The 14,455-nt window shown below is 32.3% G+C and carries 13 protein-coding genes; 4 read left to right on the top strand and 9 right to left on the bottom strand.

The genetic code is table 11. The features are described from left to right. Positions 1–26: 26 nt before the first annotated feature. On the bottom strand, positions 27–2,588 hold the full coding sequence (gene tamL, locus ACM55H_RS14505; protein WP_416837186.1) for a translocation and assembly module lipoprotein TamL: 2,562 nt from the start codon (positions 2,586–2,588) through the stop codon (positions 27–29). Between the two features lie 37 nt (positions 2,589–2,625). On the opposite strand from tamL, the gene ACM55H_RS14500 reads away from it, so the two are divergent. Then, a complete protein-coding gene (locus ACM55H_RS14500; RefSeq protein WP_416837185.1) occupies positions 2,626–3,357 on the top strand; it encodes a TrmH family RNA methyltransferase in 732 nt (243 codons plus the stop codon). A 22-nt stretch (positions 3,358–3,379) separates the two neighbouring features. Here ACM55H_RS14500 and porT read toward each other — a convergent pair whose 3' ends face one another. From porT to ACM55H_RS14480, 4 genes are all read right to left on the bottom strand, one after another. After that, positions 3,380–4,084, bottom strand: a complete 705-nt coding sequence (gene porT, locus ACM55H_RS14495; RefSeq protein ID WP_416837184.1) for a type IX secretion/gliding motility protein PorT/SprT — start codon at positions 4,082–4,084, stop codon at positions 3,380–3,382. Position 4,085: 1 nt separating this feature from the next. Beyond that, positions 4,086–4,817, bottom strand: coding sequence for a bifunctional demethylmenaquinone methyltransferase/2-methoxy-6-polyprenyl-1,4-benzoquinol methylase UbiE (gene ubiE / locus ACM55H_RS14490; RefSeq protein ID WP_039110793.1), 732 nt, complete (start codon positions 4,815–4,817; stop codon positions 4,086–4,088). 578 nt (positions 4,818–5,395) lie between these two features. Beyond that, on the bottom strand, positions 5,396–5,878 hold the full coding sequence (locus ACM55H_RS14485) for a dihydrofolate reductase (RefSeq protein ID WP_039110794.1): 483 nt from the start codon (positions 5,876–5,878) through the stop codon (positions 5,396–5,398). A gap of 13 nt (positions 5,879–5,891) precedes the next feature. Further along, positions 5,892–6,224, bottom strand: coding sequence for a 2TM domain-containing protein (locus tag ACM55H_RS14480; RefSeq protein WP_416837183.1), 333 nt, complete (start codon positions 6,222–6,224; stop codon positions 5,892–5,894). 236 nt (positions 6,225–6,460) lie between these two features. On the opposite strand from ACM55H_RS14480, the gene ACM55H_RS14475 reads away from it, so the two are divergent. Next, positions 6,461–6,757 carry an isoamylase early set domain-containing protein gene (locus tag ACM55H_RS14475; protein ID WP_416837182.1) on the top strand — a complete coding sequence of 99 codons (297 nt, stop codon included), beginning with the start codon at positions 6,461–6,463 and terminating at the stop codon, positions 6,755–6,757. An 82-nt stretch (positions 6,758–6,839) separates the two neighbouring features. Here the strand turns inward: ACM55H_RS14475 and ACM55H_RS14470 are convergent, their stop codons facing one another. From ACM55H_RS14470 to ACM55H_RS14455, 4 genes are all read right to left on the bottom strand, one after another. Then, a complete protein-coding gene (locus tag ACM55H_RS14470; RefSeq protein WP_416837181.1) occupies positions 6,840–7,664 on the bottom strand; it encodes a thymidylate synthase in 825 nt (274 codons plus the stop codon). A gap of 90 nt (positions 7,665–7,754) precedes the next feature. Beyond that, complete coding sequence (locus ACM55H_RS14465; protein ID WP_035668411.1) at positions 7,755–8,384, bottom strand: bifunctional nuclease family protein; 630 nt, start codon at positions 8,382–8,384, stop codon at positions 7,755–7,757. Positions 8,385–8,523: 139 nt separating this feature from the next. Further along, complete coding sequence (locus tag ACM55H_RS14460) at positions 8,524–9,492, bottom strand: electron transfer flavoprotein subunit alpha/FixB family protein (RefSeq protein WP_416837180.1); 969 nt, start codon at positions 9,490–9,492, stop codon at positions 8,524–8,526. A gap of 101 nt (positions 9,493–9,593) precedes the next feature. Then, entirely contained in the window at positions 9,594–10,340 is a 747-nt protein-coding gene (locus ACM55H_RS14455; protein WP_416837179.1) for an electron transfer flavoprotein subunit beta/FixA family protein, read from the bottom strand. Between the two features lie 454 nt (positions 10,341–10,794). On the opposite strand from ACM55H_RS14455, the gene ACM55H_RS14450 reads away from it, so the two are divergent. After that, the gene (locus ACM55H_RS14450; RefSeq protein WP_039110800.1) at positions 10,795–11,775 is read left to right on the top strand and encodes a pyruvate dehydrogenase complex E1 component subunit beta; all 981 of its coding nucleotides are present in this window, start codon (positions 10,795–10,797) and stop codon (positions 11,773–11,775) included. Between the two features lie 135 nt (positions 11,776–11,910). Continuing rightward, a complete protein-coding gene (locus tag ACM55H_RS14445) occupies positions 11,911–14,397 on the top strand; it encodes a DUF5686 and carboxypeptidase-like regulatory domain-containing protein (protein WP_416837178.1) in 2,487 nt (828 codons plus the stop codon). The last annotated feature ends 58 nt before the right edge of the window (positions 14,398–14,455 follow it).

Here is a 14,455-nt window from a genome sequence, read left to right as displayed (position 1 = left end):
TTTGCAAAAATAAGAATTAATTAGCATTAGAACGGATAATTTATACCAAAATTTAAAACAGAGTGTCCAAAATTGTATTCTTGGAACCATCGTTTGTTAGTTTCATTGGCTGGATTATAGGTTTTAAACCCTAAATCAAACCGAATTACAAAAAAACTTAAATCGTATCGCAACCCAAATCCAGAGCCAATCGCTATATCTTTTAAATTTTTTAAATTTTTAAAAGTTGATTTTTCATCAGTCACATTGTCGAGTACATTCCATATGTTTCCTGCATCTGCAAAAAGAGCTCCTTTTAGACTTCCTAATACTTTAAATCTAAATTCACCGCTAAGGGCAATTTTCATGTTCGCTTCATTAAAATCATTTGAAGCACCGCTGCTTCCGGGACCAAGGCTATAGGGTTGCCATGCTCTGTTGTCATTAGAACCGCCTGAAAAATAACTTCTTGAAAATGGAACGTTATTTGAATTGCCAAACGGTATGGCTATACCAAAGAAAGTTCTAACGGCAAATACTTTTTCTTTTGTCAGATCCCAATGTTTAATATAATCGAACTCCGTCTTTAGATATTCGGAGTATTCTAAATTAAATATTTGATAATTGTTATCTGAATTTTTAGGCAAATTTGTTGCTTTCGAAAGTAAGGATAATAAAGTTCCGGCAGATTCAATTTTTGTTCTAAAGAGATAAAAATTATTATCCAGTAAGTCAGTTTTAGTGGTTTTGGAAAAACTATAACTTGTAGCCAGGATAAAATCATTCTCGGTAAGTCTAACTCTTCGTTCTTCAATACTTTTTACGTTTTCATAATTTTTATCAGTTGGGACCAATGAAGTGTTTCCAGTCAAAACATCATTAGTGAATCCTAATGTCCCGTCTTCGATTATTAAATCTTTATCTTTGGAATTATTATAATATGATGAGTTTGTATTGTATACTTTTCCAATAGCATTCAAAGCATTATAGGATGATCTATACACATTGAAATAATTTTGTGGATTTAGATTGCGCACAAATTGTGCATTGAATAAATCAAAACGAGCTGTATTATTTTTCTTTGGTGTCCAATTGTAGGATAACGCTCCGGTAAAATTCTCTTTATCCAAACCGATATTCCTTTGTTTTGCAAAACCAACAGTAATAAGGGTGGAAGGAATCATGCTTTTTGGAATGATTTTTTCAGTTCCAAAAGGGATGAAAATTCTTGGAAAGTTTAATTTTAAATCTACTCCGTATTCTGAAACATTAAAAAAGTTATTATTAGGATTTGCTAAATCTTTAGAAGAGCCTATATTTCCACGGGCAGCTATTTCTAATGTTTCGGCTCCATTAAATACGTTTCTAATGGTTTCTGAAGCGCTTAACCCAATACCAATATCTTGGATATTAGAATGTGTCACATCAAACGTGGTACCAAAACTGTATTTTTTTCTTGGTGTCAGATATACTTTTGCAATTAAGGAATGCGCAGTTGAATCTCTTTTATCTACTTCGTATTGTATAGACGGATAATTGAAAATTTTTAAATTATTCAAATAGCGAGTCGTTAAAACAGTTTTAGAATCAGCAAACAATGTTCCTTTTGTAATGAAAATGGCATTCGTTATTGCCCGAGGTTTATATCTTATTTTTTCGTAACCATACAAATTAAAATTATTGTAGGTGATGCTGTCAGTGATTTGTCTGTTATTGCCATTAGGGGAATAATCAGTATATATATTTACATCACTTATTTTATACATTTTGAAAGGTTCCGTTTTACTGGAGTCTTGTTGTTGGTACGAATAATTATTGATGACTAAATTTACATTTGCTTTATTGACTTTTTTAATCGTGTCCAAGTCAAAAGAGATGTAATTAGGTTGAAAATAATAAACTCCGTTGTTTCTAAAGTGTGTAGTTATTCGGTTTTTTTCATCTTCAAAATCAGATGTTTTATACTGGTTTCCGGATTTAATAAGGGTTTTATTTTTGGTAGCTTCATACATTGAATCCAATACAGGAGTCGAAATGGAAGTTCTTAATGAATCCAATAAATAAGGCTCAAGTGTAGTTATTGCATATTTTATTTTAGCCTTCTTTGTTTTTAAAGTATCTATGGTATAGGTAGCTTTAACATTGAAAAATCCGTTGTTAAAATAATAATACTTTAATCGTAATATCGATTTGTCAGTTTTAGTTTTATCAATAATTACAGGTGGTTCTCCTGTTTTTTTTAGGAAATCATGAATGCCGTGGTAAAAAAAAGATTTTCCAAGTCTGTCTACTTGTTTTGCTGAAAGCAATTTTGATTGCCTTTCATATTTTTCGGGATTATTGGTGAACTTTGCCTGATAGGTAGAGTCTGGATTTAGATTGGCTAAATTGTATAAATTCAATCGCAAACGATACCCTAGAAAGGTGCTATTTGGTTTTTGATACAATTGATTGAAGATGATTTCTTCTTTTGTGGCTTTGTTATTTACCAAAATTTCATTTTTAGTAAGTAAATGTTTGCCCTCTGGAACTCTTTTTACAGCGTTACATGCACATATAAATATTGCAATTAGAATAAATGCTGCTATTTTTGTAGAAATCTTTTTCAAGTGTTATAAAATATTTAATTCAAAAGTACATTATTTTATGGTTAGTAAAAACCAAATAAAACTTATAACGAGTTTACAGCAAAAAAAATATAGGTTTACCAATAAATTATTTTTTGCCGAAGGCGTGAAAGTAATTCAGGAATTATTACAGTCAAATTTTGAACTGGATCATTTGTATACTACACAAAACGATTTTGAAGAAGTTATAAACGGAAAAAAGACGTTGATTGATGACGTTGATTTAAAAAAAATAAGTGCTCTTTCTTCCCCTAATTCTTGTTTAGCAATTTTTAAGATGCCAATTGAGAAAGAAATGATTGAATCCGGATTGATTTTAGCTCTTGACAGCATTCGTGATCCCGGAAATCTAGGAACCATATTGCGATTATGCGACTGGTTTGGGATTCATCAATTAGTATGCTCAAAGGAAACCGTTGATATTTATAATCCAAAAGTGGTGCAGGCTACAATGGGCTCCATTGCAAGAGTGAATGTTTCTTACGTTGATTTAAATACTTTTATTGCACAAACTAAATTACCGGTTTTTGGTACTTTTATGGATGGGGAGAATATTTATAAAACGACTTTGCCACAGGAAGGAATAATCATCATGGGAAATGAAGCTAATGGAATTTCACCAGAAATTGAAAGACTAGTTCAAAACAGACTTACAATTCCTCGTTTCGGAGAAATTCAAAAAACGGAAAGTTTGAATGTCGCTACTGCAACGGCTATTATTCTTAGTGAGTTTAGAAGAAATTCGCTATAAAATCAAGCGTAATAATTATTTTTTAATGAAAGGTAAAATTGATAAAAACAGCTCGTGACTTTATTGATTCGATATTACTTGTCCAAGGACTATTTGGATCTTTGTCTCTAATTAGTTCGTCTTTAAGACCAAAAACACCTCTTATTGAAGGAGAGAATATAAAATATTCTGAAAATAAATCAATTCCAAAACCTAATTCGTAATTTGTTGTCCAAGGTTTTACTCTAAAACGTTGTTCTAAATTATCGTCTATAGATTTTGAATTACTCGATAAATTTAAAGTTGTCGATAATCCTCCTTCAATATATGGACGTACATTACCGGTTCTAAGTGAAGAGAATTTCAATAGTAAAGGGAAATGAATATAAGTGCTGTTTACTTCTCTTAGCGCGTCTATTTTTTTTGTAAAACCAGGAAAGTATAAATCTCTTTTTGTGTAATACAATCCTGGCTCAAATCGCAAGTTAATGTATTCATGAAGTTTTAAATCACCTACAATTCCAACATTAAAACCGGTTGTTTTTTTTACCTGGATGTCAGGGCCAACTGTTTTATAATCAATTTTAAAATCGTAAGAATTGAAGCCTAGATAATATCCAAAATAAAGTCTTTTATTTTGAAAATTTTCCAAGTTAATAATCGGATCCTTACTAAACATACTTTTAGTAAACTGTGAGAATCCGTTCAGAGTGAAGGTTAATAAAATTAAAACAACTATTTTTTTCATCTTATTTTTTAGAAGCAGAATAAATGGTGGCTACGCCAAATGTTTGTGGCATTGCTATAACATCTATAAACCCAATTTTTCTCAAAATATTGTTCAGTTTTTCTCCATAAGGAAATGCTGCTGAGGATTCGGATAAATAGCCATAAGCAACATTATCTTTAGAAAATAATTTGCCTATAATAGGAAGTATGTTTTTGCTGTAAAAATTATAGCCTTGTTTATAAGGTGTCTTTTCGGGAACAGAGGTTTCCAGAATTACAAAGACACCGTTTGGCTTTAAAACTCTTAAAATTTCTGCCAAACCTTTTTCAAGCGTTTCAAAGTTTCTAACTCCAAAAGCGACTGTTATGGCGTCAAAATAATTGTCTTCAAAAGGCATATTCTCAGAGTCTGCCAAAAGCATCTCAATAGTATTAGATAAATTTTTCGATGCAATTTTTTTTACACCTACTTCAAGCATGCCAGCAGAAATATCTAGCCCGATAATTTTTTCAGCGTTAGTTTGTGCTAATAGAATGGCTAAATCTCCTGTACCAGTTGCGATATCCAGAATTATTTTTGGATTAGATTTAGCAACAATTCCTAAAACTTTTTTACGCCATTTAATATCTATACCAAAAGAAATGACACGATTAAGATTGTCATAATTTCCAGATATGGTGTCAAACATTTTTGCAACTTGTTCCTTCTTACCTAAAGTGGAATCTTTATAGGGTGTTATATTTTTTGACATTTTTTTAATTTCTACAAATATAATACAAACTACACAAACTAAAAATGGGTTTGAGTATTAGGAGGAAACTTTATTTCTAATAAGATAAGGAGTGCTCTTTTTTGGTCTTTTTGGAAAAAAACTATAAATTCAAAATATCACTAAAAGTGGGTATTGTATCAACGTTTTTAATTGTTCAATTTTGGATAAATATTTTAAATTATTTTTTCAATGATTAAAAGGGATTCAATGACCCAAATCAAATGGTTGTTTCTTGCGTTAACTTTATCATTTGTTCTTGTAAGCTGTGTTGAAAGTACTATTTTACAAAGTAGTATTGTATTTAAAGCGCAACATACGTTCTTAGGATTAAATTTGTTTTTGGAAATTTTAATTTTCTTTGTCTTTAGTACCTTCGTGGTATTTGGTATTAAAGGCTTTTTTGAGATGTATTCTCAAAAATCATCAAATACTATTATCTTCATTTCTGGAGTATTATTAGTGTTTGTGATTTTTATTTTATGTTATCAAATACTGTTTCAAGAATAGGTCATTCTCTTTTCATTGATTAAAAAAAAACATCCCATATGGGATGTTTTTTATTTTCTGGAAAAAGTTTGATACGTATAATCGTAAAGATGCTTTTCATCGTTTTGATTAAATTCAGATGCTATGATTTCCCATTCATCAAGATTAATTTCAGGAAAAAAAGCATCAGCTTCAAAATTATGATGAACTCTCGTGATTTCAATTTTATCTGTAAAAGTAAGACCCAGGTTATAAATTTCTCCGCCGCCTATGATGTATGACGTTTCGTTAATGGGACAAATTTCTAATGCTTTTTGCATACTATCAACTACAATACAGCCTTCCGGTTGGTATCCTTCTTGTCTGGAAATAACAATATGGATTCTATTTGGTAGTGGTTTAGGGAAACTTTCAAATGTTTTGCGTCCCATTATGATATGATGTCCTGAAGTCAGTGTTTTGAATCTTTTGAAATCATTAGGAAGATGCCAAACTAATTCATTATTTTTTCCAAGAGCATTATTTTCGGCAACTGCCGCAATCATTACTATCATAGTTCTTTAAATTTTATGTAGAGGATTCTTCGTTAATCTTTGTTTGTAATTGAGTGATTTTTTTTTTCTGTAAAGTTACAAGTCTATCTATTTGTTCTCTTTCCCAATTTTTATTCATAAACCGATCTGTAATGTAAACTTTTATAAAATGTAAAATGAATATAAAAAACCAGATTGTAATTCCCCAAATGTACCAATCAGCCTCTACATCAATAGCAAAAAATTTATTGGCTACAAATAAAAAAAAACTCCCTAAAAGGAATAAAACAAAATGGATATACAACCTCTTTTTTTGTTTAATTCGCCTTCTAGCATACTCATATTGTTCGTGTTGTTCTTTTTCCATAGGTTAAATTTTGTTTATAAAGATAAATTTTATTTTGAAAAGGCACAATTTTGATTCGGGATTATTTAGTAAGAAAACGTTTTCTTATTTTGGAAATAAAATTATAAACTTGTTAAATTAGCAATTTGTTTAAAAATTAACATAGTTTGTAGCTTTATGCTAAAACTTCATAGGCTTTGTCGAAACTTCAATTGAATTTATTTTCTTTGTCACATAATTCTAAAAATGAAATAGTTATGTCAATAAAGAAACAATTTGTAAAAACAAAACCGGTTTGTAAAGTTACATTTTCGGTAGAAGCAAAGCAAGCTAAATCAGCATCTGTGGTTGGTGATTTCAATAACTGGAATTTAGCCGAAGGAGTTTTAAGTAAATTGAAAAATGGTACTTTCAAAGCTACATACGACTTGAATAAAGATGCCTCTTATGAGTTTAAATATGTAATCGATGGAGAGTTTGTAAATGAGCCTGAAGCCGATTCATTTATATGGAATGAATTTGCGGGTGCTGAAAACAGTGTTTTATCTGTCTAATCTAGTATTAAAAAATCCGCTGTGAAGCGGATTTTTTTATTTTGTTTTATCGGTGATTTTAATTTTTTAAACGGATGTTGTTTTATACCGCAACACTCCCTTTTATTAGGGCATGTGGCTCATAGCCTTCTAGTGTAAAATCGTCAAAATCAAAATCGAATATATTTTTTATTGCTGGATTTAAAATCATTTTTGGTAATGGTTTTGGCTCGCGTGATAATTGTAATTCCAGTTGTTCAAAATGATTGTTGTAAATGTGTGCGTCGCCAAAAGTGTGAATAAATTCACCGATTTCTAATTCGCAAACTTGTGCAATCATCATGGTCAATAACGCATAAGAAGCAATGTTAAAAGGAACGCCCAAGAAAATATCGGCACTTCTTTGGTATAATTGACAGGATAATTTGCCGTCGGAAACATAGAACTGAAAAAAAGCATGGCATGGCGGTAACGCCGCTTTGTTATTGGCTACATTTTCGTCAAATGATTTTTTTGTATCAGGAAGTACAGAAGGATTCCAAGCCGAAACAAGCATTCTACGGCTGTTTGGATTGGTTTTTAGTTCCGTAATTAGTTCGGTAATCTGATCTATTTCTTCGCTATTCCAGTTGCGCCACTGATGACCATAAACCGGACCTAAATCTCCATTGGCATCAGCCCAGGCATCCCATATTTTCACGCCATTTTCTTGAAGATACTTAATGTTAGTGTCTCCTTTGAGGAACCAAAGCAATTCATAAATAATAGATTTTAGATGTAGTTTTTTTGTAGTAACCATTGGGAAACCTTCACTTAAATCAAAACGCATTTGATAACCAAATACACTTTTAGTCCCTGTTCCGGTACGGTCTCCTTTTTGGCAACCGTTTTCCATAACGTGTTGCACTAAATCTAAATATTGCTTCATTTTATTTGGGGATTAATCGGTTAATCGATTTTGGTTTAATCGTGAAACGAATGTTGGATTAGCAATTAAACAAATCAATAATTAAACAAATTACGATTCTCTTTTTGAAATTTCATCTCTAATTTTAGCGGCTTTTTCATAATCTTCATGAGATACAGCTTGGTCCAGTAATTCGTTCAACTCCTGTAAACTATGTTTAGAATAGGTTTCGCCGGATTGATTGCTTTCTTCTTCATGGCCAAAAGTGTCCGGATTAGAAAGAACATCGTCAATTTCTTGGGAATCTTTATTGGCTTCAAGCGGATTTGCCTTCAAATAAATTCCAGCTTTATCCAAGATGTTTTTATAGGTGAAAATTGGCGCATTAAAACGTAGTGCCAAAGCAATTGCATCGGATGTTCTTGCGTCTATAATTTCTTCAATTTTATCTCTTTCACAAATGATACTGGAGTAAAAAACACCATCAACTAATTTATGGATAATGACTTGTTTTACAACAATATCGAAACGCTCAGCAAAATTTTTGAATAAATCATGTGTCAAAGGACGAGGTGGTTTGATCTCTTTTTCTAAAGCAATAGCGATAGATTGGGCTTCAAATGCTCCGATTACTATAGGTAGTTTTCTTTCTCCATCAACCTCATTCAAAATTAGAGCATAAGCTCCGTTTTGGGTTTGACTGTATGAAATTCCTTTTATAGATAATTTAACTAAGCTCATAGTTGTGAAAATGGGAAAGTACGCTGTACTTGTTTTTTTAATAAAAATCAGTAGCAATTTTTTTGCAAAAAAAAGCTACCTAAAAGCAAAGATACAAATATCTTATTTTTTAGGTAGCAATTTATATAGATTTGTTGAATTATGAGTGCTGAGCTTTAAAAGCTTTAAATTTCTCAATCAATTTTGGTACAATTTCAAAAGCATCTCCCACAATTCCGTAATCAGCTACTTTGAAGAACGGTGCTTCCGGGTCGCTATTGATGACTACTTTTACTTTAGAAGAGTTGATCCCTGCAATGTGCTGGATAGCTCCCGAAATTCCTATTGCAATATACAAGTTAGTTGCAACTGGTTTTCCTGTTTGTCCTACGTGCTCACTATGAGGTCTCCAACCTAAATCTGAAACTGGTTTTGAACAAGCTGTTGCAGCACCAAGTACCGAAGCTAATTCTTCAATCATTCCCCAGTTTTCAGGTCCTTTCAAACCACGTCCACCTGAGACTACGATGTCAGCATCGGCAATAGAAACTTTTCCGGAACCTTTTTCTACGGATTCTACTTTTACACCAAAATCATTGTCTCCAATTGTTGGATTGAAATCTTCTTCGGTTAGAGTGGTTGCGTTTTCAAAAACACCATAAGAGTTTTTTGCAAGACCAAGTACTTTTATATCAGTCGCAATTTCAGTGATATTGAAAGCTTTGTTTGAAAATGCATTTCTTTTTACTTGAAAAGGAGCTGTGCTTACTGGTAAACCTACCACATTTGAAGCAAATCCAGCTTCCAGAGCTACTGCCACAAGTGATGAAAGGTAAATACTGTCTGTTGTGGATGAAAGCAAAATTAATTTAGCACTTTCTTTTTGAGCAGCTTGTTTGATTACATCGGCATATGCTTTTGCAGTAAATCCAGATAATTTATCGTTGTTTACTTTTAAAACTTTGTCTACTCCGTATTTTGATAATTCCGAAACATCTCCAGCGTTTACGGTTACGGCTGTAACAGTTGTTCCTAATGATTCGGCTACTTTTTTTGCATAAGAAGCTAATTCGAAAGCTACTTTCTTGAATTTTCCTTCTGCGTATTCTGCATATATTAATATTGACATAATTTTTTGTTTTAGTCTTAAAGTTTTAAAGTCTAAAGTCATAAAGGGAAATTATTGTCAACTTCTATCCTTTCGACTTTCGACATTCGACTTTATGACAGTTAGATTACTTTAGCTTCGTTGTGTAATAAATTGATTAATTCATCTAAATTGTCAGGTGAAATTAATTTCACTGCTGATTTAGGGGCTGGTTTTTCAAATTTCACCGCTTTAGTGTTTACTGAAGCTTCAACTGGTTCAAGGATAGTCAGTACTTTGGTTCTTGCCGTCATAATTCCTCTCATGTTAGGAATACGCAAGTCTTTTTCTTCAACTAATCCTTTTTGTCCACCAATGATTAAAGGCAAAGTAGTGCTTACTGTTTCTTTTCCACCGTCAATCTCACGAACTGCTTTTACATTAGTTCCATCAACAGTAAGGCTTGTGCAAGAATTTAGGAAGTTATAACCCAGGATTCCGGCAATCATTCCAGGAACCATTCCGCCATTATAATCCAGCGATTCTTTTCCGGCTATGATAACATCGTATGCGCCATTTTTAATTACTTCGGCAAGTTGTTTGGCAACAAAAAATCCGTCTGTAGGAGTTGCGTTTACACGAATGGCTTCGTTTGCGCCTATAGCTAATGCTTTTCTTAAAGTTGGTTCGGTTTCTGGTCCTCCTACATTGACAACTGTTACGGTTGCACCTTGTTGTTCTTGGAACCAAATAGCACGTGTTAAACCAAATTCATCATTTGGATTTATTACGTATTGTACGCCATTAGTGTCGAATTCAGAGTCACCATTGACGAAATTAATTTTTGAAGTAGTATCAGGAACGTGGCTGATGCAAACTAATATTTTCATAAGTATGTTTTTTATTATTCTAAATTTCTTTTACAAAATTAGAATAATATTTTGAATAATTTACTATGCGTGCATAATATTTATAGATACTATTACGATTTCGCAATTTTGTAATAAAAGCGGGATATTTTTTTAATAAGAGAAAGGTTGCTTATGGATTTGAATGAATTAATGAAAAAAATTAAACAAAAAGCAATCAAATTGTTGCTTTCGACTTCTCTATTTAATGTTTAAATTCAGGAGGGAAGTTGCTTGAAATGTACAAATTATCAATATTACATCGATTTCGTAGCCCGGATAGCAGCGGTATCCTTCCTGTGGTTCCTTTAACCACAGGAAGATATAGCGTATAGCCGGAAATAGCTCCTGATTATTTTAAAGTGATTTATGCTTTTAAGTGGTTTAAAATATTTATTTTTGCTTTTCGAAAATTACACACATACAACATACAACTATGAGAACTATACAATTTAGAGAGGCCATTTGCGAAGCTATGAGTGAAGAAATGCGTCGCGATGAGTCCATATACTTAATGGGTGAAGAAGTTGCAGAATACAATGGTGCCTACAAAGCATCAAAAGGAATGCTTGCTGAATTTGGCGAAAAAAGAGTTATTGATACTCCGATTGCAGAACTTGGTTTTACAGGAATTGCAGTAGGTTCAGCAATGAACGGGTGTAGACCAATTGTGGAATATATGACTTTCAATTTCTGTTTAGTGGGGATTGATCAAATAATAAATAATGCTGCTAAAATGCGTCAAATGACTGGAGGACAATTCAATGTGCCTATCGTTTTTCGTGGTCCAACGGCTTCGGCAGGACAATTAGGAGCGACACACTCACAAGCACTTGAAAACTGGTTTGCTAACACTCCAGGTCTTAAAGTAGTTGTTCCATCTAATGTTTATGATGCGAAAGGATTATTGAAATCAGCTATTCGTGATAATGATCCTGTGATTTTCATGGAATCAGAACAAATGTATGGTGACAAAGGGGAAGTTCCAGATGGTGAGTATACGATTCCAATTGGGGTTGCTGATATCAAACGTGAAGGAACGGATGTAACGATTGTGTCTTTTGGGAAAATCATTAAAGAAGCATACATCGCTGCTGATGAATTAGCAAAAGAAGGAATCTCATGTGAGATTATCGATTTAAGAACGGTTCGTCCTTTGGATTTCGAAACGATTTTGACTTCTGTGAAAAAAACAAACAGATTGGTAATTCTTGAGGAAGCTTGGCCTTTTGCAAGTGTTTCTTCTGAGATTACTTATTTAGTTCAAGAACGTGCTTTTGATTTTCTTGATGCACCAATTCAACGTATCACTACAGCTGATACTCCTGCACCTTACTCTCCAGTATTGCTTAAAGAATGGTTGCCTAATGCAGGTGATGTTGTAAAAGCTGTTAAAAAAGTATTGTATAAAAAATAGATTTTTTTTAAGAATTTGATTTTTAGATAAACTTTAACAGTCGACAGTCTTAATTTAGAATAATCTAGATTTCTAAATACCTATATTTGAAACTTCATCAATTGTTTATTTGATGAAGTTTTTTTTTGAATGATTATGAAAAAGCTCCTCTTATTTATCTTGTTTTTTTTGCTGATTAGCGCAAACGTCCTTTTTGCGCAAACTAAAGTTAGCGGTATTGTTTTAGACAAAACAAATCAGCCCATTCCATTTGCCAATGTTGTTTTTAAAGATTCCAATGAAGGTGTCGTTTCTAATGAAGATGGACGTTTTTACATTGAATCAGCTAAAACCTATACAGTCATAATAATATCATCGGTAGGATTTTCTGAAAAAGAAATTACTTTAAATAAACCAGTGAATTACAATTTTAAAATTCAGTTAAACGAAGCCGAAAGCTTGAAGGAAGTTGTTATTTTTACGGGTAAAACTTCTAAAAAGAACAATCCGGCACTTGATATTCTTCGAAAAATTTGGGAGCACAAGCGTAAAAATGGATTAAATTTATTTGCTCAATACCAAATGGAAAAGTATGAGAAAATAGAGTTTGACATGAATACCATTGATAGTGCTTTTATGAAAAATAAGCTGTTCAAAGGAATGGAATTTATTTTCAAGCAAGTAGATACTTCTAAGATTACTGGAAAAACGTATTTGCCTATTTTTATCAATGAATCATTGTATGATGTGTATGGAGACAATAAACTAAAGAAACTAAAAGAGAAAATAAAAGCCAGTAAAACTTCCGGTTTTAATGGAAATCAACAAATTTTATCTTTTGTAAAAGATTTGTATTCAGATTATAATATTTATGACAATCACCTTACTTTTTTCGATAAAAGTTTTACCAGTCCGTTGTCTAAAACAGGAATTGATGTCTATAATTATGTTTTAAAGGATAGTGCAGTCATTGATAAAAAATGGTGTTATAATATTATTTTTTATCCAAGACGAAAAAATGAATTGACTTTCAAAGGTGATTTTTGGGTGAATGATTCTACTTATGCAATCAAAAAAATTAATATGGCGGTCACAAAAAGTGCCAATATTAACTGGGTAAAGGATATTTATCTAGAGCAAGAATTTGAAGTGATGAACGATTCTGTTTTCTTGTTGACTCGTGATTATCTGATGTCAGATTTTGCATTAAATAAAAAAGAGAAGTCAAAAGGAGTCTATGGAAAACGAACCTCTTTTTATAGAAATCATGAATTCAATAAAGAAAAACCGGTCGCTTTTTATAAAGATGAGGTCAATTATATGGATAATGATGTCTATAATAAATCAGACGATTATTGGCATGAAAACCGATTTGAAAATTTAAGCAAAGATGAATTAGGCGTTTATAAAATGCTGGATACTTTGCAAACAGTAAAGAAATTTAAGCAATTATATAGTTTAGTCCAAATACTTGGCAGCGGTTATCTACCCATTGGGCATTTTGATTATGGTCCTATTTTTTCATCGTTTGGTTATAATGAAGTAGAAGGCGTTCGTTTGAGAGCTGGAGGAAGAACCTATTTTGGTCCTAATGATGCTTGGCGAATACAAGGGTATACTGCTTATGGTTTTAAGGATGATAAATTTAAATATGGATTTTCTGGAAAGTGGATGGTCGATAAAAAAAATAGAGTTATTTTGTCAGGAGGAAACAGGCGAGATGTTGAGCAGATAGGCGCAAGTTTGACTTCTACAAGCGATGTTCTGGGCAGGAGCTTTGCTTCATCATCTGTTTTTTCAACGGGTAGCAATGGAAAACTCACTAATATAAATTTGAGTAATATTAGTGTAGAAATAGAGCCGGTTAAAAACTTAACCTTTCAAACCGGATTTTCCTATCGAACATTACAATCGGCATCTAAGACTTTTAGTTTGGATTATTACACTGATGCAGCACATACAATAACAAAAAGTGATGTGAAACAATCAGAGGTGAATTTACAAATTGAATACACGCCTAAGAGAAAAACTATAGGATTTGCAGTAGAAAGAGAGAATGTAGACAGTCCTTATAGTCGCTTTTTTGTTAACTATAGTCATGGTTTCAAAGGGCTTTTGGATAGCGATTTTCAATATGAAAAAGTACAATTGTATTACAAACAACCGATCATTATTGGGCCATTAGGACGTACAAATATAATTATGGAATTAGGTAAAACTTTTGGAACAGTTCCTTTGGGATTAATGAGTGTGATTCCAGGAAATCAAACGTATTTTACAATTGAAAATACCTTTAGTAACCTTAATTTTTATGAATTTGTAAGCGATCAATATGCTACTTTAGAATGGAACCATAACTTCAACGGAAGAATTTTTTCCAGAATTCCATTTATGAGAAAGCTCAATTGGAGAGAAATAATAGGTGTCAAAGGAGTTTATGGAACTATTTCGGATGCTAATAAAGCCATTAACGCTTCTGGTTTAATATACAATGCACCCGAAAAAGTGTATTGGGAATACAGTGCAGGAATTGGTAATATCTTCAAGGTATTCCGTATCGATTTTGCTTGGCGAGGAAATTATTTGAATACACCGGATACACAAAAATTTTCAGTAAAAGGATCGTTTGGATTCTATTTTTAGGAGCTATTCTCGGAGTGTATTATTAAAATTCCTATTAAAGCGTTAGTGCGCAAGCTTA

It is taken from the genome of Flavobacterium cryoconiti (assembly GCF_048158645.1).
Classification (GTDB): domain Bacteria; phylum Bacteroidota; class Bacteroidia; order Flavobacteriales; family Flavobacteriaceae; genus Flavobacterium; species Flavobacterium cryoconiti.
The sequence above is the reverse complement of the archived record's forward strand: the minus strand, read 5'-3'. Positions and strand labels throughout refer to the sequence as shown.

Excerpts from the sequence above, each read along its gene's own strand:
- ACM55H_RS14500 (WP_416837185.1), top strand. The coding sequence starts at position 2,626 with ATGGTTAGTAAAAACCAAATAAAACTTATAACGAGTTTACAGCAAAAA.
- porT (WP_416837184.1), bottom strand. The coding sequence starts at position 4,084 with ATGAAAAAAATAGTTGTTTTAATTTTATTAACCTTCACTCTGAACGGA.
- ubiE (WP_039110793.1), bottom strand. The coding sequence starts at position 4,817 with ATGTCAAAAAATATAACACCCTATAAAGATTCCACTTTAGGTAAGAAG.
- ACM55H_RS14485 (WP_039110794.1), bottom strand. The coding sequence starts at position 5,878 with ATGATAGTAATGATTGCGGCAGTTGCCGAAAATAATGCTCTTGGAAAA.
- ACM55H_RS14480 (WP_416837183.1), bottom strand. The coding sequence starts at position 6,224 with ATGGAAAAAGAACAACACGAACAATATGAGTATGCTAGAAGGCGAATT.
- ACM55H_RS14475 (WP_416837182.1), top strand. The coding sequence starts at position 6,461 with ATGTCAATAAAGAAACAATTTGTAAAAACAAAACCGGTTTGTAAAGTT.
- ACM55H_RS14470 (WP_416837181.1), bottom strand. The coding sequence starts at position 7,664 with ATGAAGCAATATTTAGATTTAGTGCAACACGTTATGGAAAACGGTTGC.
- ACM55H_RS14465 (WP_035668411.1), bottom strand. The coding sequence starts at position 8,384 with ATGAGCTTAGTTAAATTATCTATAAAAGGAATTTCATACAGTCAAACC.
- ACM55H_RS14460 (WP_416837180.1), bottom strand. The coding sequence starts at position 9,492 with ATGTCAATATTAATATATGCAGAATACGCAGAAGGAAAATTCAAGAAA.
- ACM55H_RS14455 (WP_416837179.1), bottom strand. The coding sequence starts at position 10,340 with ATGAAAATATTAGTTTGCATCAGCCACGTTCCTGATACTACTTCAAAA.
- ACM55H_RS14450 (WP_039110800.1), top strand. The coding sequence starts at position 10,795 with ATGAGAACTATACAATTTAGAGAGGCCATTTGCGAAGCTATGAGTGAA.
- ACM55H_RS14445 (WP_416837178.1), top strand. The coding sequence starts at position 11,911 with ATGAAAAAGCTCCTCTTATTTATCTTGTTTTTTTTGCTGATTAGCGCA.